This is a genomic window from Pseudomonas sp. TCU-HL1 (assembly GCF_001708505.1).
Classification (GTDB): Bacteria; Pseudomonadota; Gammaproteobacteria; order Pseudomonadales; family Pseudomonadaceae; genus Metapseudomonas.
Window position 1 is genome coordinate 1,403,590 of sequence record NZ_CP015992.1, and the last position, 19,518, is coordinate 1,423,107.

Sequence of the window (19,518 nt, forward strand, 5' to 3'; positions counted from 1 at the left end):
CCCCACTCTAAGCGCTCGTCGCATGCGCCGCCATGCTCCCGGTCCATGGCTCAGCGCCTCGGGCTGACGAAGGTGCTGCCGGCGCTGGCTTCGCTGTCCGGGCGATCCAGGCTGCGAACCACGAAGCGCAATGGGCGTGAACCGGCCTGCCCATTGTCGTCGACCTGCGCCACCGAGACCGGCAGCGAGAGGATCTCGCCAGCACCGATGCTCACCTCATTCTCGCCCTGCAGACGGAAGCCCGGCGCGCCTTCCAGTTCCACCACGTAGCGTTGGGCCTGCTGGGTCTTGTTGATTAGCTTGAGGTTGTAGATGTTCTCGATCTCGCCGGCGGCGTTCTCGCGGAACATCCCACGATCCTTGATCACATCCACCGACAGCTGCGAACGGGTGGCGCCCAGCCAGACGAGGGCGACGATCATCAGCACCAGCGCAGTGGCATAGCCGATCAGGCGTGGACGCAGCAGGTGGGTCTTGCCACCTTCCAGCGCGCGCTCCGAGCTGTAACCCACCAGGCAACGGGCGTAACCCATGCGGTCCATGATCGAATCGCAGGCGTCGATGCACGCCGCGCAGCCGATGCAGGCGATCTGCAGGCCGTCGCGGATGTCGATGCCGGTGGGGCAGACCTGCACGCACATCTGGCAGTCGATGCAGTCACCCAGGCCCTGGACCTTTGGGTCGCTGCCCTTTTTGCGCGGGCCACGGGATTCGCCGCGCGTGGCGTCGTAGGACACGATCAGCGTGTCCTTGTCGAACATCACGCTCTGGAAGCGCGCGTAGGGACACATGTGGATGCACACCTGCTCGCGCATCCAACCTGCATTTATATAGGTGGCCGCGGCGAAGAAGATCACCCAGAACAGCGCATTGCCACCGACCTCCCAGGTCGCCAGGTTCGCCACCAGTTCGCGCACCGGGGTGAAGTAGCCGACGAAGGTGATGGCCGTGGCCAGGCTGATGGCCAGCCAGAGTCCGTGCTTGATGCCACGGCGCAGCAGCTTGCTGGCGCTCCAGGGGGCGGTGGCCAGCTTGATGCGCTGGTTGCGGTCACCCTCGGTGACCTGCTCGCACCACATGAACATCCAGGTCCACACGCTCTGCGGGCAGGTATAGCCGCACCATACGCGGCCGGCGAACACCGTGATGAAGAACAGGCCGAAGGCGCAGATGATCAGGAGCCCCGACAGCAGGATGAAGTCCTGGGGCCAGAAGGTGGCGCCGAAGATGTAGAACTTGCTGTCCTCCAGGCTCCACAGCACCGCCTGGCGGCCATCCCAGTCGAGCCAGAGGGTGCCGAAGAACATCAGGCACAGCAGTCCCGCGCCCATGCGGCGCAGGTCGCGGTAGAGGCCGGTGAAGCGGCGCGTGTGGATAGGTCCGTTGGAGGCGGAAAGGGGTTTGCTTGCAGCGGGTGGCAGGCTGGGAGTGACCTCGATGACCTGCGCCGGAATTCTTTCGCTCATGATCAGTGCCCATCAGGCTGTTACGGCGAGACGGACTATAGGAAGGCACTGATGGGCAAAACAGATTCAGATCAGCCGCTAAAAACCATATCAGATGGATCGGGTCGGGGCGCCAGGCCGCAAGGCACTTGGATTGTGGCGCAGGCGCGGAAAGCTACGGTGCAAGCGCGGCAATCCGTCGCGGGTCAGAAGCGCATGGGCGGGACGTAACAGGATTGAGTGGACGGGTGGCACTGGTTGAGCCCTGCCAGTTGGGGGGGCAGCGGACGCGCCAGAAGGCTCAGGTAGGCAGCGGCGAAGGCGCAGCCGAGGAAGGTGAGGCACAGCTTGGTTTTTATTGTCATGGTCGTTCCTCGAAAGGGATGACGCTGTTCTTGTTCTGAGCGGCAACCCTAGGCGTTGCTGCGACAACCTGCCTCGTCCAAACGGACTAGTGCCATGAACAAGGCTGCAATCGCCCGGGCTTCGTGCAGCTCGCCGGAGGCCACCAGCGCCGGCACCTGCGTCAGCGGCAGGCGGACCACCTCCAGCGGCTCCGGCTCGTCGCCCAGAGCGCTGCAGGGCTCGAGGTTCTCGGCCAGCACGACCTTGCAGCTATGGCACAGGTGCCCCGGCGCCAGGCTCAGCACACCCAATTCATGCAGGCGACCGGCGCGCAGGCCGACTTCTTCCATCAGTTCACGATTGGCCGCCTCAAGGGTGGTTTCGCCCGACTCCACGCCGCCCTTGGGCAGCCCCAGCACCCGTTGTTCCACGCCGACGGCGTATTCACGTACCAGCAACACGTGCTGCGGATCGGGCAGGGCCACCACTAGCACTGATTGGTAGCCCGAACCGCGCAGGCGTTCGTAGACGCGCTGCTGGCCGTTGGCGAATTCCAGGTGCAGCGCCTCGATCTGGAACCAGTCGCTCCTGGCCAGCAATTCGGTCTTGAGAATGGTGGGCAAGCTGCGCATGGCGTGCTCCCGTGGCGGACCGAATGGAGCGTCGCGCGCATCGGTGGTGAGGGCATCGTCTGGATGGACTAGCGGAGCGCCGTGCAGGGCGTTCGAAGACGCGGACAGGCTTCACCTTTCGCGGTTCACCCGAACTTCGTTGGTGGATGTGAAAAGCGACATCCACCCTTGCCACGGCAGTGCCGGGGCGTGCATTCAAGGGTGGACCACGCTTCACCGGTCCACCGTTCGCGGCTGATCTGGACTCCGCTGGTGGATGTGAAAAGCGACATCAACCTTGCGCGCTTCGGGCCGGGGGAGAGGGTTACCCCAGGGTCGCCACGCTCCGCAGAATCAGCCGCACCAGCATCGTCTGGCGGGTCACGCCGGTCTTGGAGAAGGTGGAACGCAGGTGCGCCCGCGCCGTGTTGCGGCTGATGCCCAGGGCGTCGGAGGCCTCATCCAGGGTCAGGCCGTTGGCCAGCAGCATGGCCAGTTGGGCTTCGGCGGGAGTCAGGTCGAACAGCGCCTTGACGATCTCCTGGGGGGCACTGGATTCCTGCTCCGGGTCGCTGATGAAGATCACCACCGACGGGCACTGCTTGCCTTCGTTCCAGGCCGATAGCGGCACCGAGCGCACGATGATGCCGAGGTCCGCCTTGCCCGATGGCCGCTGCACCCGCAAGGCTTCCACCACCGAGGGCAGGTTGTTCTTCTGCGATTGCAGGGCCTGCTTCACCAGGCGGCGAAACTCCTGGGTATCCCGTGGGTTGCCCACCTGCAAACCGTCGTTGACCAGCTTGAGGCCGTCCTTGTCGTGCAGCAGGCGTTCGGCCACGCGGTTGGTCTGCAGCACCTTGCCGTCCTCGTCGAGGATGATGGTGCCCACGGCGAGCTGGTCCACCGCACCGGCGTACAGGTTGCGCTCGGTCTCGATGCGGTTGAGCTGCATGTGGATCTTGATCGAGCGCTCCAGATGCGGGATGAACTGCGCCACCAGGGCCTTGTCGTCTTCGTTGAAGTCCGGGTCCTCGCGCCCACGGCTGACGCGGATGCGGCACTGGGCGCCGTCGCAGGTGCGGATGTCGGCGCCGAGGATATGGAACACCCCCACCGGCTCCAGGAAGCTCTTGAAGAATTCCGACTCCTCCCATTCCGTGCGGGAGAGAAACTCGCCATTGGTGACCACCTGGCGGTTGGGCAGGTCAACGAAGGGGTCGAGGGCGAAGAAGTGCTTGTTGTAGGACGCTGTGACTTCCGAGGAGCTGCCCGTGGTGTTGACCATCAGGCCTTCGGCGTGCTCGCTCGGCGGGCGCAGGATAAAGGTGACGTACTTGCTCTGCAGGTACTGGTTCAGTTGATTGAGGAAGGTCGCCCAGGGGATGTCTTCCAGCGGTCCCTGGTAGAGGTTGCCGAGCAACCCACTGAATTCATCGAGCGTGAGTCTATGTGCCATGTCTGAACCGCTTTTTATTTTTGTAGGGTGCTTCTTACAGACTAACGGGATAGTTCAGCAAGACAGATCGTCCCCCATTGATCGGGAGACGATCGTCCCAGACCGGAATCAGGCGGTTTCGGTCACGTCCAGTACGACGAAGTAGCGGGGTTCGGCGAGGCTGGCCGGCAGCTCGGCGACATTGGTGTAGAACTGGTCGTACCACTTGCGCAGCTGATACACCGGACCGTCGCCATCGCACAGCAGCGGGTTATCCACACGGGTCTTGCTGTGCCAGATGGCCACGTCCTCGTAGAAGGCATCCTGGGCCTGTTTCACATAGGCCTTGGCCATCTCGCGGTTCTGTTCGTCGCTCAGGCCGGGCACCTTCTTCACCAGCACGCCGTAGCGCAGGGTGAAGCTGTCGAGGTCAATGGGGACGTGGCAGTTGAGCAGGATCGAATGGATCGGCACGCCATCGAAGGCCCCGGTCATCTCGGTGATCTGGTAGGCCGGGCCGTAGTAGGTGGCCACGGTGGCCAGTTCGCTATCGCCGGACAGGCGCGCGCTGCTGCCGCGCATCACCTGTACCGCCATGTGACGCTCGAAGGTGTTGCTGAAGTGGTTGAGATCGGTGCCATGCACCGAGTCGAAGTGCGCCATGTCCGAGATGTTGTCGATCAGCTCGCGGCAGTTGGTGTCGATCTTCAACTCGGCCACTTCCCAGTCGGCCCACTTGTCGTCGAAGCAGGCGTCGATGCGCGGGATGGCTTGCTCGTCGATGGGGGCATTGCCTTCCGGATCGTTCCAGACGAACAACAGCCTGTTCTGTTCGGACACGGGCCATGACTTGATCTTCGCCCGTGGCGGAATGCGCTTGGCGTACGGGATGTCGTCGCACACGCCATCGGCACGCCAGCGCCATTCATGGAAGGGGCAACGAATGGCGTCGCCCTCGACGCAGCCCTGGCTGAGGTCCGCACCCATGTGCGGGCAGTAGCCGTCGAGGATGCGTATCTGGCCGTCTTCTCCGGCGAAGGCCACCAGGCGGGTGCCGAACGCATCCAGGCGGTGGGCCTTGCCGTCACGGTATCGGTCGGCCAGGCCCAGGCAGTGCCAGCCGCGGGCGAAACGGGGTTCCAGCTGCTTGGCTTCGATTCGGTGCAGGGTGCTCATCTTCTTGTTCTCCCTTCGGGGTCCTTGGGGCTGCTTGCGGCTCAGGCAGACCGTTGCAGCGGATGCACTGGCCGGATTCTGCGGTGCCTGCATTTCCCGGCATCGTCTGATCGGACGATGGCCGCCGCCGACGCCAGGGTTCTACTGCCGGCAACAAGAACAAAAGCGATGGGAACCCAGCATGCGAATCGAACGAGGCCAGGTGGCGGTGATTACCGGGGCGGCCGGCGGCATAGGCCGCGGCCTGGCGGAAGAAGCCGGTGCGCGTGGATTGCGCCTGGTGCTGAGCGATGTGGACCCGCAGCGCCTGGCGGCCCTGACCGAAACTCTGCAGGGGCAGGGTGTGGACGTCGCCAGCCAGGTGGCCGACGTTGGTGACCTGGCTCAGGTGGAGCGGTTGCGCGACTTGGCCGTGGCGCGCTTTGGCGGCGTCGACCTGCTGTTCAACAATGCCGGCGTGATGCAGACAGGTTTCAGTTGGGAGATTGAGGCCGAGCGCTGGCAGCGGCTGCTGGCCATCAACCTGGGTGGCGTTGTCAACGGTATCCGGGCCTTCGTGCCCCTGCTGCTCGACCAGCAGCGCCCGGCCCAGGTGGTCAATACCGCGTCGCTGGCCGGGCTGGTCTGCAGCCCGATGCTGGGCCCCTACACCGTCAGCAAGCAGGCGGTGGTCGCGCTCTCTGAAACCCTGCATTACGAACTGGCCACGTTGCAGGCCCAGGTCCGGGTGGCCGTGCTCTGCCCCGGTCCGGTGGCCAGCGACATCATGGCCTCCAACCAGGCCGCCAGTGCCGCCACCGAGCCACTGGATGCCCTGCTCGACAGCAGCATCCGCCAGGGCATGGACCCGCGCGAGCTGGCCCGCGAGGTCTTCGCCGGCATCGAGGCCGAACGCTTCTGGCTGCTCCCCCACAAGAGTTTCAAGCCGGCGTTGGAACGACGCCTGGCCAGCATCCTCGACGAGACCAACCCGGTCTTCCAGATGGCCGACGCATAAGGAAAGCCACCATGTCGCTCGACCCCCAGATCGCCGCCGTGCTCCAGCAGTTCAGCCACATGCCGCAGCCGGACTACAGCCAGCTCGACCCGGTGCAGTACCGCCAGTTCTCCGACAACCTGATGCCGCCGATTCCCGGCGAGCGCCTGTTCGAGGTACGCAACCTGCGTCTGGCCGGCGCCGAGGGCGAGCTGGACGCGCGCCTTTATCGGCCGGAAGACAGTGATCGTCTGCCGTTGCTAGTGTTCTTCCACGGCGGCGGTTTCGTCATCGGCAATCTCGACACCCACGACAACCTCTGCCGCAGCCTGGCGCGCCTGAGCGGTGCGGTGGTGGTGTCGGTGGCCTACCGGCTGGCACCGGAAAGCCGCTTCCCGGCGGCGCCTCATGACTGCTACCGGGCCACCTGCGACCTGGTGGAGCGTGCCCGCGAGCTGGGCTTCGATGCCAGCCGCCTGGCCCTGGCCGGGGACAGCGCCGGTGCCAACCTGGCGATTGCCGTGAGCCGCCTGGCGCAGATTCGCAAGGGGCCGCGCATTGCCTACCAGTGCCTGTTCTATCCGGCCACCGATGCCCGTTGCGACAGTGCTTCCCAAGCCGAATTCGCCGATGGCTACTTCCTAACCCGCGAGCAGATGCGCTGGTTCTGGAGCCAGTACCTGCCGCGCCCGGATCTGATCGACGATGCCCTGGCCTCGCCGCTGCGCGCCGAAGACCTGGTTGGCCTTCCGCCCACCACGCTGCTCAGCGCCGAGTACGACCCATTGCGCGATGAGGGCGAGGCGTTCGCCCGGCGCTTGCAACAGGCCGGGGTGCAGGTCCGCCTGGAGCGTTGCGAAGGGATGATCCACGGCTTCATCAGCATGGCCGCCTTTGTCCAGCGTGCGCAGGCCGCGCTGGAATCCGCCGCTGCCGACCTGCGCCGCGCATTGAACTGAAAGGAGTGTCCATGGACAACCCGCAGCGACTGATCGAAGCCATGGCCAGCGGCGGCATGCTGGTGGTCACCGACGACGAGGGAGATGGCGAGGGTTCGCTGGTGATCGCAGCCGGCCATGCCGATGCCGCCGCCATCAACTTCATGGCCCGCGAAGCGCGCGGGCTGATCTGCCTGGCGCTCACCGAGGAGCGCTGCAAGGCCCTCGGCCTGGAACTGATGGTGCCCAATTCGCGGGCCCGTCACGGCATGGGGTTCACCTTGTCCATCGAGGCGCGCATGGGGGTGTCCACCGGCATCTCCGCCGCTGACCGGGCACGCACCATCGCCGTTGCGGTGGACCCGTCCAGCACGGCCGCCGATCTGGTGCAGCCCGGCCACATCTTCCCCCTGCGCGCACAGCCTGGCGGGGTGATGCAGCGTGCCGGTCATGTGGAGGCCGCCTGCGACCTGGCGCGCCTCGCCGGCCTGATGCCCGCTGCCGTGCTGGTGAGCCTCCTCGACGAGGACGGCGAACCGGCCCGTGGTCAGGCCCTGCGAGATTTTGCACAACGTCACGGCCTGCCACTGGGCAGCGTGGCCGACCTGATCCACTACCGCATCCTCCATGAAGGCACCATCCGCCGTTCCGGCGAATACCCGCTACGGACCCGCCATGGCGAGTTCCGCGTCATCACCTACCTCGACGACTACCAGGGGCAACTGCACCTGGCCCTGGTGCGCGGCGAGGTGCGACGCGACACGTCGACCCTGGTGCGGGTGCAGGCGGCGGAAACCCTGCGAGACCTGCTGGACAGCCACCCCAACCAATGGAACCTCGAACGTTCCCTGGCACGAGTGGCGGAGGAGGGCGCTGGCGTGGTGGTACTGCTGGCGCATCAGGAAACACCGGCCAGCGTGATCGAGCAGCTCCAACGGAGCGCGCAGACGCCGCGACCGCCCCATTTCCCCCAGCGCACCCTGGGCATCGGTGCGCAGATCCTGCGGGATGTCGGTGTGCGCAAGATGCGCCTCCTGAGTTTTCCGGTGAACTACAAGGCGGTGTCCGGTTTCGAGCTGGAAGTCACCGAATTCGTCCCCTTCGGTGCTCGGGAGCCGGCATGAGCCCGCAACTGCATGGCCTGCTGCAACCGGCCCGGCTGGCCGGCCTGGAACTGCGCAACCGCCTGATCAAGACCGCCACCTTCGAAGGCATGTGCCCCGGCGGTGTGCCGGGTGAAGACCTGATCCGCCACCATGCGGCCATGGCCCGTGGTGGCGTCGGCCTGACCACGGTGGCCTACTGTGGCGTTTCCCCGGATGGCCTGACCTTCCCCGACCAGATGTGGATGCACGCCGGTATCTTCCCGCAACTACAGCGGTTGACGGCGGTGGTACATGGCGAAGGCGGGGCCATTTCCGCCCAGCTCGCCCATTGCGGTTACTTCAGCCGCAATCGCCCGCTCAACATTCCACGGCCGCGAGGCCCCAGCGCCTGCATCAATCAGTACGGCCTGTTCTCCGGCATCCCTGTTGGTGGCGCCATGGATGCGTCTGACATCGGCCGGACCGTTGCCGAATATGCCGCAGCGGCCAGCCTGGTCCGCGATGCAGGTTTCGATGCCATCGAAATCCACATGGGGCATGGCTACCTGCTCAGCCAGTTCATCTCGCCCGCGCTGAACCATCGACGCGACGCCTACGGTGGTTCCCTGGATAACCGTATGCGCCTGCCTTTGCAGGTGCTGACCGCTGTTCGCGGGGCGGTTGGCCGCGATTTTCCGTTGCTGGCCAAGCTCAACCTCAGCGATGGCTTCAAGGCTGGCCTGCAGATCGAAGAAGCCTGCCAGGCAGCGCGTCTGCTGGAACAGGCCGGGCTCGATGCCATCGTCATGAGTGGCGGGCTGGTCAGCCGCACGCCGATGTTCCTCTTCCGCGGCGCCAGCCCGCTGAAGCAGATGGTGCCGTTGGAGAAGAATCCGCTGCAGCGCACCGCGATGAAATGGTTCGGCGGCGCCAGCTTTCCCGACCTGCCATTCGAGGAACTCTACTTCCTCGAACTGGCGAGGCAGATGCGCCGCACGGTGGACATGCCCCTGGTGTACCTCGGCGGTGTGGCCAGTGCCGAAGGCATGGCGCAGGTGGCGGATGAAGGTTTCGAGTTCCTCGCCCTGGGGCGTGCGTTGCTCCATGACCCGGAACTGCCAAAACGCCTCCAGCACGAAGGCGAAACCTGGCGCAGCGCCTGCACCCACTGCAACCAGTGCGTGGCCAGCATGGGCCTGCCGGGTGGGATTCGCTGCGTGCTCAACGAGCCGACTGCTTTTGCCTGAAGCGGCACTGCCTTGGTGGGAGCGAATTCATTCGCGAGCAGCCCCGTAGATACCGTCTTGTTTAGCCCCGGGCAAGGGCCAGTTGGGCATCGAATGGCTGGCCGGATTTCAGTACGCCATAGGCGATATGCAACAGCTTGCGCATGGCCGCGCAGACGATCTGCTTTCCGGCCTTACCGCGGGCGCGCAGGCGCTGTGCCAGGGCATTGATCGCGGGGTTGTGGGTCATCGAGGTGATCGCCGGCATGTACAGGCCCGCGCGTAGCCGCGCTGAGCCCACACGGGAAATGCGTACGTGCCCTTTATGCTTACCCGAATCCTGTAGCTTCGGATTCAGCCCGGCAAAGGCAGTGATCGCTCGCGCGCTCTCGAACTGCAGCGGATCACCCAGTTCCGCCAGGAGCAGGGCGGCAGTCTGCTCGCCGATACCATCGATGCTGGTCAGCAGATCGCGTTTACCCCGCAGGTCTGGATCATCATCGATATGGTCGCGGATGGTTTTCAGGGTCTCGGCAATCTGCTCTTCGACACGCTGCAGCACTGAGTGAATCGACTCTTGCACGCTGGCATCGGCCACCCCCAGACGATTGCGCTCCATCTGCTCGATCTCCTTGAGATCCTGCAGGCGCCGCACCAGGGCACGCAGACGGCGGATCGCGGCAGGCTCGGGTTGCCAGGCGCGCAGCTCATCTTGATGGTGCTCGCCGTAGCTGGCAATCAGCTTGGCGTCGACCTGATCCGTCTTGACCCGTTGCAACTGGCTTCGCGCGTAATAGGCAATCTGCGCAGGATTCATCACGCAAATCCGGTAGCCCAGCGCGTAAAAGTGCTCAGCCAGCGCCTCGTGGTAGGTACCCGTCGCCTCCATCACGATCCAGGCCCCAGGTTCGCTGTGCTTGTTCAACCACTCCTGCAACACCTGAAAGCCCTCTGCGGCGTTGATCAGCTTGGCCTTGCTGCGGTACTTGCCGTTGGCCTGCAGGGTGGCGATATCGAAACTGTGCTTGGCAATGTCAATGCCGACGATGCTGGACATGCAACCTCCTCAATCCATCCAGAGTGATCATCACTGCACCCGGCCCGGCCTTGTGAATGCGAGCTCTCACTTGAAGTGGGCTCTAGATACCGTTCGAGCTATCTGAGTGAGTGTGGAGGGCCAGGGCACTATCTACGGGTCGGGCTCGAGGCCTAAGGGTGGACACGGCTTCCTGGCTCTCCCCCGATGATCAGTCGGGGACTATCACCCCTTGAGAGGGTGGTAGTCGAGATACAAGGGTGCGCCGCGCGCACCAGGAGACAGACTCGGTTGTCGTAACCATCGCCTTGGTGCGCATGGCGCACCCTACTGCAAAAAAGAAGAAGCCCCGCGTCGGCGGGGCTTCTTGTTCCATCACTCAAGCCTTACGGCGTCACTCCACCCAGCATCAGCTTCGCCTGCGCCTGGACCAGTGGTGAGGCGGTGTAGTTGCCGTCGATGGGGGTGATTACCGCTTTGCCGAGGGACAGCTGGTAGGCATCACCCTGCTTCTGCTCGGCGGTGGGTGCGGACGGGGCGACGAGGTTGACGCGAACCACGCCGTCAGCGCCCTGCTGGGCTGCGAAGACCACGTTGCCCCAGTCGCTGATCGGGGCGAAGGCCACGCCCTTCACCTCGCCCGATTCCATCGCCGGGTAGTTGATGTTCAGCCCGGTGTTGCCCGGCAGGCCGATCACGTTGGTTTCGCAGTGGGCCTTGGCCTTGCCCTGACTCTGCTCGCAGATGCGCCTGGCCTCGGCGCCGACGGCAGCGGCGCGGTTGATCACGCGGACCGCGAAGCGTGCGGTGTCGTCCATGGCGTTGAGGGTCTTCTGGTAGCCGGCCTGCGGGTTCTGGCTGATCAGTGGCAGGTCGATGGCGGTGGACACGGCCACCGCCGGCACGCCCTTGAACATTGCGCGTACCGCTGCGTTGACCGTGCCGGACATCTGGGTCAACGGGCCGACGTTATCGCCGAAGTTGGTGCCGGAAACCACCAGGTCCGGGCGGTTGTCTTTCAGCAGCAGGTCGAGGCCGACGTTCACCGCGTCCACCGGGGTGCCGATGGCCGAGGTCTTGCCGGCCGGCGGCGTGTAACCCGCGGGCGCGCCGACGCAATACTTGTCCTGGGCGAGCTGGGTGATGGCGACGGCCTGGCCGGGCACCACGACGCTGGCGGCGCCGATGCCGCTGCTGTCGTTCTGCGGGCCCACCAGGGTTACCTGGTGGCCGGCGGCGACCAGCGCCTGGTAGACGGCGCCGATGCCGGGGGCGCGGCAGCCGTCGTCGTTGGTCAGGAAGATGTTCAGGGCACTGGCAGGTTGCGCCAAGGTGACGCCGGCAAGGGTCAGGGAGGCGGCGAGCAGTTTTTTCATTGTTATCTCCATGGGTGAGGACTGCATTGACACTCGGGATGGTTCCCCGCGTGAGAGGGCATCCCGCGTGAACTGGCAGAGGGCTGCGTCGTCATGCGGTGGATTCGGGGAATGCATGCCAGGAAGCGCCAACCGGGCGCGGCCGGTTGGCGTATCGAGAGAGGACCGAAGATCAGCGCGTACCCAGCTTGCGCAGGTTCCCCGGGGTGAAGTCGCTGGCGGAGAAGTTGCTGGCGTTCAGCAGGGCCGGCTTCTGCTCGTCGAGCATGCGGTCGACCATGTAGGAACCGGCGATCAGGTCGTGGTACATGCCCAGGCGCGCATGGAAGCGCTGCAGGTCGTAGGCGTAGATCGAGGTCTGCATATTGGTGCGCCAGAACTGCCCGCGGCTGTCGTAGTTGTCGGCCAGGGCGGCGGCCCAGGTGTCCTCGTCGAGGTAAAGCACGCGCTTGGCGTAGATGTGCCGCGCATTTGGCTTGAGCTTGGCTTCGACTACCCAGACGCGGTGTTTTTCATAGCGCATGTAGTCGGGGTTGAGATGCCCGCTACTGGAGAGCAGTTGCTCGTGGGTCACGCTGGGGTCGTCGATCTTGTAGTTGTGATAGGGGATGAAAATCTCCCGCTTGCCGACGATGGTCCAGTCGTAGCGGTCTGGCGCGCCGTTGAACAGGCGGTCCTCGTCATACACGCGGAAACCACCGGCGCCTGTCGGCGAGTCGTAGCCGACGGTCGGGGCCCGGCGGACCCGGCGTTGGCCAGGGGTGTACTGCCAGGCCTGGCGCGGCTGGCTGACCGGGTTGATGTACTCGTGGCCGACGATGATCTCGCCTTTCTTGCGCACGGGTTCCAGGTTGGTCAGGAGAAAGTGCGACAGCACGCCGCCGGACTTGTCGAGGTCGAACTCGGGCGATGACCAGATCGAATAGATCTTGTAGTTGACCTTCTCGAACACCTTGTTGCCGTCGGCATAGTTGACCACCTGCACGTAGTTAGCTTCTTCCTTGGAAGCGCGGCCCTGCATGGTGTGGTTGAGCATCAGCTCATTGCCATTCTTCGGAATGGGGAATGGCGAGGCGCCCCAGGCGTTGGTGGTGCCATAGCCGTCGCTGGACAGTTCGGCGTTCTGGGCGTTCTGCCGGATGTACGTCTCGACCTGCTCGTCCTGGCGGAAGTCGCGGTGGCTCGGGTAGACCGGCATCCTGAAGGTGTCCGGATAGCGCTTGAGCAGCGCCTTTTCGCCGTCACTGAGGTTGTCGGCGTACTGCTCCATGTTCTGTGCGGTGATGACGAACAGGGGCTTTTCGTCGGCATAGGGGTCCGGGTAGGGCGTGCCGGGGCCGGCGAATTTCACCTGGGGCGGCGTGCCACGCCATTTGCCGGTCCAGGCCGGGATGCTGCCATCGGCGTTGCCGGCCTTTTCTGCGCCCATTGGCGTCAGGTCCTGGCCGAGGCGCGCGGCCTCGGTGCCGCTGACCTTGGCATGGACGGCCAGGCTGCTGCCGAGCAGGGCGGTGGCAAGGGCCGCACGGAAAAGGGTAGGGGTGATCATGGACATGCTGCGCTCCTCCATTGGGGCTTCAGAAGCGGTACTTGAAGGTGAGGGCGATGTTGTCGCGGTCCGCGAGTGACGCGTTGTTGGCATTGCCGAGGTAGGCGCTGTAGAGCGCTTCAACCGAGAAATTGCCGAGGTAGCGCCAGTTGGTGCCGATGCTCATGCGGTCGTCGCCCTGGCCGTCGTTGATCGAGCCAAGCAGGGCGCTGTCGTGTTGCGCAGCGGTGCTGTAGGTGACCGGCACGGTCAGGTCCCAGCCGCTGAAGACGTTGTTGTAGTCGAACGAAGCCTGCACGGTGTATCCCCAGGCGTCGCGGTCCTGGACCAGCGTGTCGGTGCCTGCCAGGCTGAATCCGGGGAAGGGGCTGAAGGGTTCCGACTTGTCGTTGTCGAGCACGGTGTTGTAGACCAGCTCGCCGACCAGGGTGGTGTTGTCTGCGAAGGAGGTCGGGCCTACCACGTGGATCACCGACGTCTGTGCTTGCAGGGTCTCTGCACGCACCGCGCTGCTGAAGGCATTGGCGACCATCACTGGCTGGCCATCCCGGTAGCTCACCTCGCCGGCGAAGCTGGTGTCGCCGAGCACCGTGGCGAAGCTCGCGCCGTACTGGTCGATGTCTTCGAAGTAGCGGGCACGGTAGCTTCCCAGGTCCGTCTGGAAATCGAGCACCGGGGTCTTGGCGTGGAAGCGCGAGTAATAGAGGCCGAACTCGGTGTTGTTCAGCGATTCGGCGGTGTAGGACAGGGCCACGCCGTACTGGCCACTGTCGGACGGTTTGTCGTCGTGCAGCCGGCGCAGGAAACCGCTGGCATCGTTGAAGCCGCCTTCGTCGATGAAGTCGGTGGTGGAGAAGTAGCTGCCGACTCCGAACAGCTCGGTCTTTTCCCATTCGTACTGGTAGTACGCCTGCAGGTTCAGGTCGTCGGTCAGGCTGTACTGGGCGAACACCTGGCCGACCGGCAAGAGGATTTCCTTGACCTCGACGCCGGGGCTGGTCGACTTGGTGGCGTCCACCGGGCTCTGTGCGGAGGAGATGCCCTGGTAGAACAGGCTCTCGCCCCAGCTCACCACCTGGTCGCCGACCCGCAGGTTGAAACTGTGTCCGGCGAGGTCCCAGGTGCCGTAGGCGTAGTAGTCGAGGAAGCGCAGGTCGTCGCGATGCTGGTCGATGGTTTCGTCGGAGAAACGATCGGGACGCGAGCACCGGCCACCGGAGAAGCAGTTGGAGGTGCCGGTGCCGTTGTCGTTGCCCTGGTCGTACACCGCATCGTAGAAGCCGGTGGCGCGCACGAACACACCGAAGTCCTCTCGCCAGGCGGCATTGACTTCGGTGAGGAAGCTGGCGCGGTTGTTGATCAGGCTGCCGCGGTCGAAGGCGTTGTCGCCGTCGTTGCCGTTCGGGTTGCGCGCCTGCTCGCTCAACTGATGGTCGCGATCCTCCAGGCGCCAGGCCAGGCCGTAGCTCAGGGTGGTGTCCCAGTCGACCTTGATGTCGGGGTTCGGGTTGAAGCTCATTGCATGGCTCGGAGTGGCCAGCCCGCCCAGCAGGCCCACCAAAGCGAAATGGATCGCCCGGTCGAGCGGTTTTCGAGTGTTGCCGTTTGTTGTTCTTATCATCGGGTCCCTCTCCGGGGAGTCGTGGCGCAGCCGCACGTGGACCACACCTGGGGGTTGGTTGAATGAGGCGGAGTGACTATGTGGTCAGCGCTGGCGGGCAACATCGTCCGAAGGGACTACGCGGCTTGGGCGAGCCGGTGCCCCGGTTCCGTTAGTCCCATCGGACGATGTTGGCGCTCGAGGGGCTGCCGAGAATCGGCCTGGACTGCGCACACAGAACAACAAGGGAGCAACCCGATGAGCGCGAACAACCTGCAATGGGACGACAGCTGCGACGTGCTGGTGGTGGGATCGGGAGCCGGTGCCATGACGGCCGCGCTGCGGGCCCGCGACCTGGGTTCGACGGTGCTGGTGGTGGAAAAGAGTGACCGCTATGGCGGCACCTCGGCGGTGTCCGGCGGGGGAATCTGGATTCCCTGCAACCACCGCATCGAGGCCCTCGGCGGGCAGGATTCGGCGGAAGAAGCCATCGCCTACATCCGCGCCGTGACCCAGGGTGAAATCGACGACGGGCGCATCGAGGCGTACGTGGAACAGGGGCATCAGGTAGTGCGCTACCTCGAAGCCAACTCCCACGTACGCTTCGAGGCCCAGCCGCGCTACGCCGACTACTACCCGGAAGTGCCCGGCGGCAAGCCCGGCTACCGCTCCATGGACCCGCTGCCCTTCGATGCGCGTCTTCTGGGCGACGAGTTCGCCCGTATGCGTGAGCCTTCACCCGGCACCCTGATGATGGGCCGCATGACCATGACCATGAAGGAAGCCCAGGTGCTGCTCTGTCGCGGCCCCGGCTGGTTAGGCCTGACCCTGAAAATTCTCTGGCGCTACTGGCGGGACCTGCCGGGGCGCGTGCGCTCCAAGCGCGATCGTTTCCTGACCTTGGGCAACGCGCTGGTCGCCGCCCTGCGCCGCTCGTTGCTGGAACGCAATGTGCCGTTCTGGCTGAACTGCCGGCTGGAACGGCTGATCGAACAGGAGGGCAGGGTGGTGGGTGCCGAGGTTGTTCGAGAAGGCCGCCGCCTGCTGATCCAGGCCCGTCGTGGTGTGGTGCTCGGCGCTGGAGGTTTCGAGCGCAACCAGGACATGCGCAGCCAGTATCACCCGCAGCCATCCCGCAGCGCCTGGAGTGCCACTCCGCCGTACAACACCGGCGACGCCATTCGCGCCGGCCAGGCCCTGGGCGCCGCGACTGCGCTGATGGGCCACAGTTGGTGGGCCCCTACCACACACGTGGAGGGCGAAGAGAAGCAGCGCGCGCTCTTCGTCGAGCGCACCCTGCCCGGTTGCATGCTGGTGGATTCGGCCGGGCAGCGTTTCGTCAACGAGGCAGCGCCCTACACCGACATCGTCTACGCCATGTACGCCCACGACGGCAAAGGCGCCACCAGCGTGCCCTGCTGGCTGGTGTTCGACGCCGAATTCCGGCGCAAGTACCCCTGCGGCGCCTTGGTGCCGGGCTACGCCATGCCCGACAACCGCTTGCCGGCGCACCTGCAGGGCTACTTCCACAAGGCTGACAGCTTCGTCGAACTGGCCGGGAAGATCGGCGTCGACCCGACTGGCCTGTTGCGCACCGTGGAACGTTTCAACCCGATGGCCGAAGCCGGCCGGGACGAGGATTTCCACAAGGGCGAATCCCTCTTCGACCGCTACTACGGCGACCCGACGGTACAGCCGAACCCCTGCCTGGCGCCATTGCTGAAGGCGCCGTTCTACGCGGTGAAAGTCGACGCTGGCGACATCGGCACCAAGGGTGGATTGCTTACCGATGTCCATGCCCGTGTGCTGCGCGACGATCGCACCCCCATCGCCGGGCTCTACGCCATTGGTAACAGCGCCGCCTCCATGATGGGCCGCACCTATCCGGGCGCCGGCTCCACTATCGGCCCGGCGATGGTTTTCGGCTTCCTCGCGGCCAGCCATATACATGATGGGGAGCAGAAAGCGGTGGGGGCGAATTCATCCGCGAAACAGGCCGAAGGCCTGCCCAATTGACCCTGTTGGGGCCGCTACGCGGCCCTTTCCTCGCTGCCCCGTAGGGTGCGCTGTGCGCACCGGAACACTTGCACGGGTTTTTTGGTGCGCACGGCGCACCCTACCTATCCAGGAGTACCCATGACTACACGCCAACCCCCTATCGCCCTGGTCACCGGCGCCAGCCGAGGCGTCGGCAAGGGCATCGCCATCGCCCTGGGCGCGGCCGGCATGACCGTCTACCTCAGCGGCCGTTCCAGCACCGAAAGCAACAGCCGCCTGCGCGGCCAACTGTTGCCAGGTAGTCTGGCGGAAACTGCTGAAGCGGTGACCCGCGCCGGCGGAGTGGGCATCGCCGTGCACTGCGACCATCGTGACGACGAGCAGGTGCGCGCACTCTTTGCCCGTATCGAACGGGAGCAGGGCCGTCTGGACCTGCTGGTGAACAACGCGGCCTTCCTTCACGAGAACCTGATCGACCCGGGCCCCTTCTGGGCGAAACCGCTGGAGCTGGTGGACATCCTCGACATCGGCCTGCGCTCGGCCTACGTCGCCAGCTACCACGCGGCGCCTTTGCTGGTGCGCAATGGCAGCGGCCTGATTGCCTTCGTGTCCTCCTATGGCGCCGGTTGCTACATGCATGGCCCGGCCTACGGCGCGCAGAAGAGCGGCGTCGACAAGTTCGCCGCGGACATGGCGGTGGATTTCGAAGGCACGGGCGCCAGCGCCGTTTCCCTCTGGCTGGGACCGCAGCGCACCGAGCGCACCGCCATCGCCGGCCAGGCCCGCGCCGAGCAGTACGAGGCCTTCCTGGCCATGGCGGAGACGCCGGAATTCAACGGCCGCGTCATCCACGCCCTGCTCAACGACCCGCAGCTTCCCAGCCTGTCCGGCCAGACCCTGGTGACCGCGGAACTGGCTCAGGGCTATGGCATCAGCGAAGCCGAGGGCCGCCAGCCTCCGTCCTATCGCGAGATGCTCGGCAGCCCGCGCCAGCAGCACCCGGCGCGGGTGATCTGATTGCCCTATGCTCGGGGGTGATGATCCTGTGGGGGCGAAGTCATTCGCTAAGGGCTGCGTAGCAGTCCCATGCGATTTTGCAGGGCAGGCCAGCGGTCTGTATAGCGAATGAGTTCGTCCCCACCACAAACCGAAAGCGTTGATTCACCCTGCCCGCAACACCCGAATCCCCTTGCTGCGGAGCCTCCTCATGTACCAGAAGACCCTTATCGCCGGTTGAGGCGACATGGACTTCAACTCCCACATGCGCAATACCGCCTACCTCGATAAGTCCGCCGACGTGCGCATGATGTACTTCGCCCACCGTGGATTCCCCATGTCCGAGTTCCGCCGTTTGCGCCTGGGGCCGGTCGTGATGAAGGACGAGATCGAGTACTTCCGCGAATGCCACCTGCTCGCCGCGCTGTCCCACAGCAGCGATTTCGCGGTGGGTTGCTACTGCGAGGACGAAAGCCGCTGCCACCGTTCCTTGTTGCGCCAATTGTTCAGCGAGCGGGGCGCCGTTATCAGGTAACCCTCCGCCGTCGACTTCCCTCTGGCGGCCATTCGACCAAAGGCGCAAAATCGCGCCCCGTCGACGGAAGGCGCTGAGTATTTCAGCGCCTTCATTCCTATACTTTGCAGGTATGGGTCCTACGCTTCATTTCCTCTTTTCTTCTTTTTCGTTACTGGACGCATCGTGAAAATTCGTAGTTCGATCGCCAAGCTGTTCGTCCTTGGTTCCTGCCTGTTCGTCCTTGCAGGTTCGCCAGTCCAAGCCCAGGAACTGCCGTTGCCGGTACGCGATCCGGCGCAACTGCACCTGGCCTCCGGCAGCGTCCTGCTGCTGGACCTCAAGACCGACAAGGTCCTTTATTCCCGCAACTCCGACCGGGTTGCACCCATCGCCTCCGTGACTAAGCTGATGACCGCCATGGTGGTGCTGGAAGCCAGGCAGCCGATGGACGAGATCCTCACCGTGACCATCCGCGACAACCCGGATATGAAAGGGGTGTATTCGCGCGTGCGTGTGGGTAGTCAGGTGAGTCGCCACGAGATGCTGCTGATGACCCTGATGTCGTCCGAAAACCGCGCGGCCACTGCCCTGGCCCACGCCTATCCGGGCGGCTACTCCGCGTTCATCAAGGCGATGAACGCCAAGGCCCGCGCGCTTGGAATGACCAGCACCCGTTACGTCGAGCCCACCGGCCTGTCGCTGCACAACGTCTCCAGCGCCCACGACCTGGTGGTGCTGCTCAAGGAGGCGCGCAAGTACCCGATGCTGAGCCAGCTCAGCACCACTCGGGAAAAGACCGTGACCTTTGTCAAACCGCGCTACAGCCTGGGCTTCCGCAACACCAACAACCTGGTGCGCAAGGCTGACTGGAGCATCCAGCTGACCAAGACCGGTTTCACCGACGAAGCTGGCCACTGCCTGGTGATGCTGACCCACATGAACGGCCGCCCCGTGGCCATGGTGCTGCTGGATGCCTTCGGCAAATACACCCATGTGGCCGACGCCACTCGCATGCGCCGCTGGCTGGAAACCGGCAAGAGCGGTCCGGTACCGGCAGCGGCGAAGAACTACCGCCAGTACAAGGACCGCCAATTGCCCCAGGCGACGGTGCAGAACAGCGCGAATCCCTGATTGGGGCAAACCGGTATCCCGTGAAAAAGCCAGCCGTCACCAGGCTGGCTTTTTCATTTCCGGCTGGTCGGCGCGGGG

At 64.7% G+C, this 19,518-nt stretch carries 16 protein-coding genes and 2 pseudogenes; 9 read left to right on the top strand and 9 right to left on the bottom strand.

Features of this window, described 5'->3' with window-relative positions:
• Positions 1–50: 50 nt before the first annotated feature.
• From ccoG to THL1_RS06485, 5 genes are all read right to left on the bottom strand, one after another.
• Complete coding sequence (gene ccoG, locus THL1_RS06470; protein ID WP_069082489.1) at positions 51–1,466, bottom strand: cytochrome c oxidase accessory protein CcoG; 1,416 nt, start codon at positions 1,464–1,466, stop codon at positions 51–53.
• Positions 1,467–1,651: 185 nt separating this feature from the next.
• Positions 1,652–1,810, bottom strand: a complete 159-nt coding sequence (locus THL1_RS30075) for a hypothetical protein (RefSeq protein ID WP_161490959.1) — start codon at positions 1,808–1,810, stop codon at positions 1,652–1,654.
• A 48-nt stretch (positions 1,811–1,858) separates the two neighbouring features.
• The gene (gene nudE / locus THL1_RS06475; RefSeq protein ID WP_069082490.1) at positions 1,859–2,422 is read right to left on the bottom strand and encodes an ADP compounds hydrolase NudE; all 564 of its coding nucleotides are present in this window, start codon (positions 2,420–2,422) and stop codon (positions 1,859–1,861) included.
• A gap of 304 nt (positions 2,423–2,726) precedes the next feature.
• Entirely contained in the window at positions 2,727–3,857 is a 1,131-nt protein-coding gene (locus tag THL1_RS06480) for a LuxR C-terminal-related transcriptional regulator (protein WP_069082491.1), read from the bottom strand.
• 108 nt (positions 3,858–3,965) lie between these two features.
• A complete protein-coding gene (locus tag THL1_RS06485) occupies positions 3,966–5,012 on the bottom strand; it encodes a Rieske 2Fe-2S domain-containing protein (protein ID WP_069082492.1) in 1,047 nt (348 codons plus the stop codon).
• A gap of 181 nt (positions 5,013–5,193) precedes the next feature.
• Between THL1_RS06485 and THL1_RS06490 the strand changes: the two genes are divergently transcribed.
• From THL1_RS06490 to THL1_RS06505, 4 genes are read left to right on the top strand one after another with little or no spacing between them, the layout of a single operon-like run.
• Positions 5,194–6,009, top strand: coding sequence for an SDR family NAD(P)-dependent oxidoreductase (locus THL1_RS06490; protein WP_069082493.1), 816 nt, complete (start codon positions 5,194–5,196; stop codon positions 6,007–6,009).
• A gap of 11 nt (positions 6,010–6,020) precedes the next feature.
• Entirely contained in the window at positions 6,021–6,947 is a 927-nt protein-coding gene (locus THL1_RS06495; RefSeq protein WP_069082494.1) for an alpha/beta hydrolase, read from the top strand.
• 11 nt (positions 6,948–6,958) lie between these two features.
• The gene (gene ribB / locus THL1_RS06500; RefSeq protein WP_069082495.1) at positions 6,959–8,050 is read left to right on the top strand and encodes a 3,4-dihydroxy-2-butanone-4-phosphate synthase; all 1,092 of its coding nucleotides are present in this window, start codon (positions 6,959–6,961) and stop codon (positions 8,048–8,050) included.
• Positions 8,047–9,258 carry an NADH:flavin oxidoreductase gene (locus tag THL1_RS06505; protein WP_069082496.1) on the top strand — a complete coding sequence of 404 codons (1,212 nt, stop codon included), beginning with the start codon at positions 8,047–8,049 and terminating at the stop codon, positions 9,256–9,258. The genes ribB and THL1_RS06505 overlap by 4 nt, the downstream gene beginning before the upstream one ends.
• A 61-nt stretch (positions 9,259–9,319) precedes the next feature.
• Here the strand turns inward: THL1_RS06505 and THL1_RS06510 are convergent, their stop codons facing one another.
• From THL1_RS06510 to THL1_RS06525, 4 genes are all read right to left on the bottom strand, one after another.
• Positions 9,320–10,294 carry an IS110 family transposase gene (locus tag THL1_RS06510; protein ID WP_069081544.1) on the bottom strand — a complete coding sequence of 325 codons (975 nt, stop codon included), beginning with the start codon at positions 10,292–10,294 and terminating at the stop codon, positions 9,320–9,322.
• A gap of 365 nt (positions 10,295–10,659) precedes the next feature.
• Positions 10,660–11,649, bottom strand: coding sequence for a 5'/3'-nucleotidase SurE (gene surE / locus THL1_RS06515; RefSeq protein ID WP_069082497.1), 990 nt, complete (start codon positions 11,647–11,649; stop codon positions 10,660–10,662).
• 172 nt (positions 11,650–11,821) lie between these two features.
• A complete protein-coding gene (locus THL1_RS06520; RefSeq protein ID WP_069082498.1) occupies positions 11,822–13,204 on the bottom strand; it encodes a DUF1329 domain-containing protein in 1,383 nt (460 codons plus the stop codon).
• A gap of 22 nt (positions 13,205–13,226) precedes the next feature.
• A complete protein-coding gene (locus tag THL1_RS06525) occupies positions 13,227–14,819 on the bottom strand; it encodes a DUF1302 domain-containing protein (protein WP_069082499.1) in 1,593 nt (530 codons plus the stop codon).
• Between the two features lie 237 nt (positions 14,820–15,056).
• On the opposite strand from THL1_RS06525, the gene THL1_RS06530 reads away from it, so the two are divergent.
• The 5 genes and pseudogenes from THL1_RS06530 (at position 15,057) to pbpG (ending at position 19,440) form a co-directional block, all read left to right on the top strand.
• Positions 15,057–16,814, top strand: coding sequence for an FAD-dependent oxidoreductase (locus THL1_RS06530; RefSeq protein ID WP_069082500.1), 1,758 nt, complete (start codon positions 15,057–15,059; stop codon positions 16,812–16,814).
• Positions 16,815–16,934: 120 nt separating this feature from the next.
• The gene (locus THL1_RS06535; RefSeq protein ID WP_069082501.1) at positions 16,935–17,813 is read left to right on the top strand and encodes an SDR family NAD(P)-dependent oxidoreductase; all 879 of its coding nucleotides are present in this window, start codon (positions 16,935–16,937) and stop codon (positions 17,811–17,813) included.
• Positions 17,814–18,057: 244 nt separating this feature from the next.
• Positions 18,058–18,159: pseudogene (locus THL1_RS31260) on the top strand (thioesterase); the annotation flags it as partial.
• A 45-nt stretch (positions 18,160–18,204) separates the two neighbouring features.
• Positions 18,205–18,327 (top strand): annotated as a pseudogene (locus THL1_RS31265) (DUF488 domain-containing protein); the annotation flags it as partial.
• Between the two features lie 165 nt (positions 18,328–18,492).
• Positions 18,493–19,440: a D-alanyl-D-alanine endopeptidase gene (pbpG, locus tag THL1_RS06545; RefSeq protein WP_069082503.1), complete on the top strand. Its 948-nt coding sequence runs from the start codon at positions 18,493–18,495 to the stop codon at positions 19,438–19,440.
• The last annotated feature ends 78 nt before the right edge of the window (positions 19,441–19,518 follow it).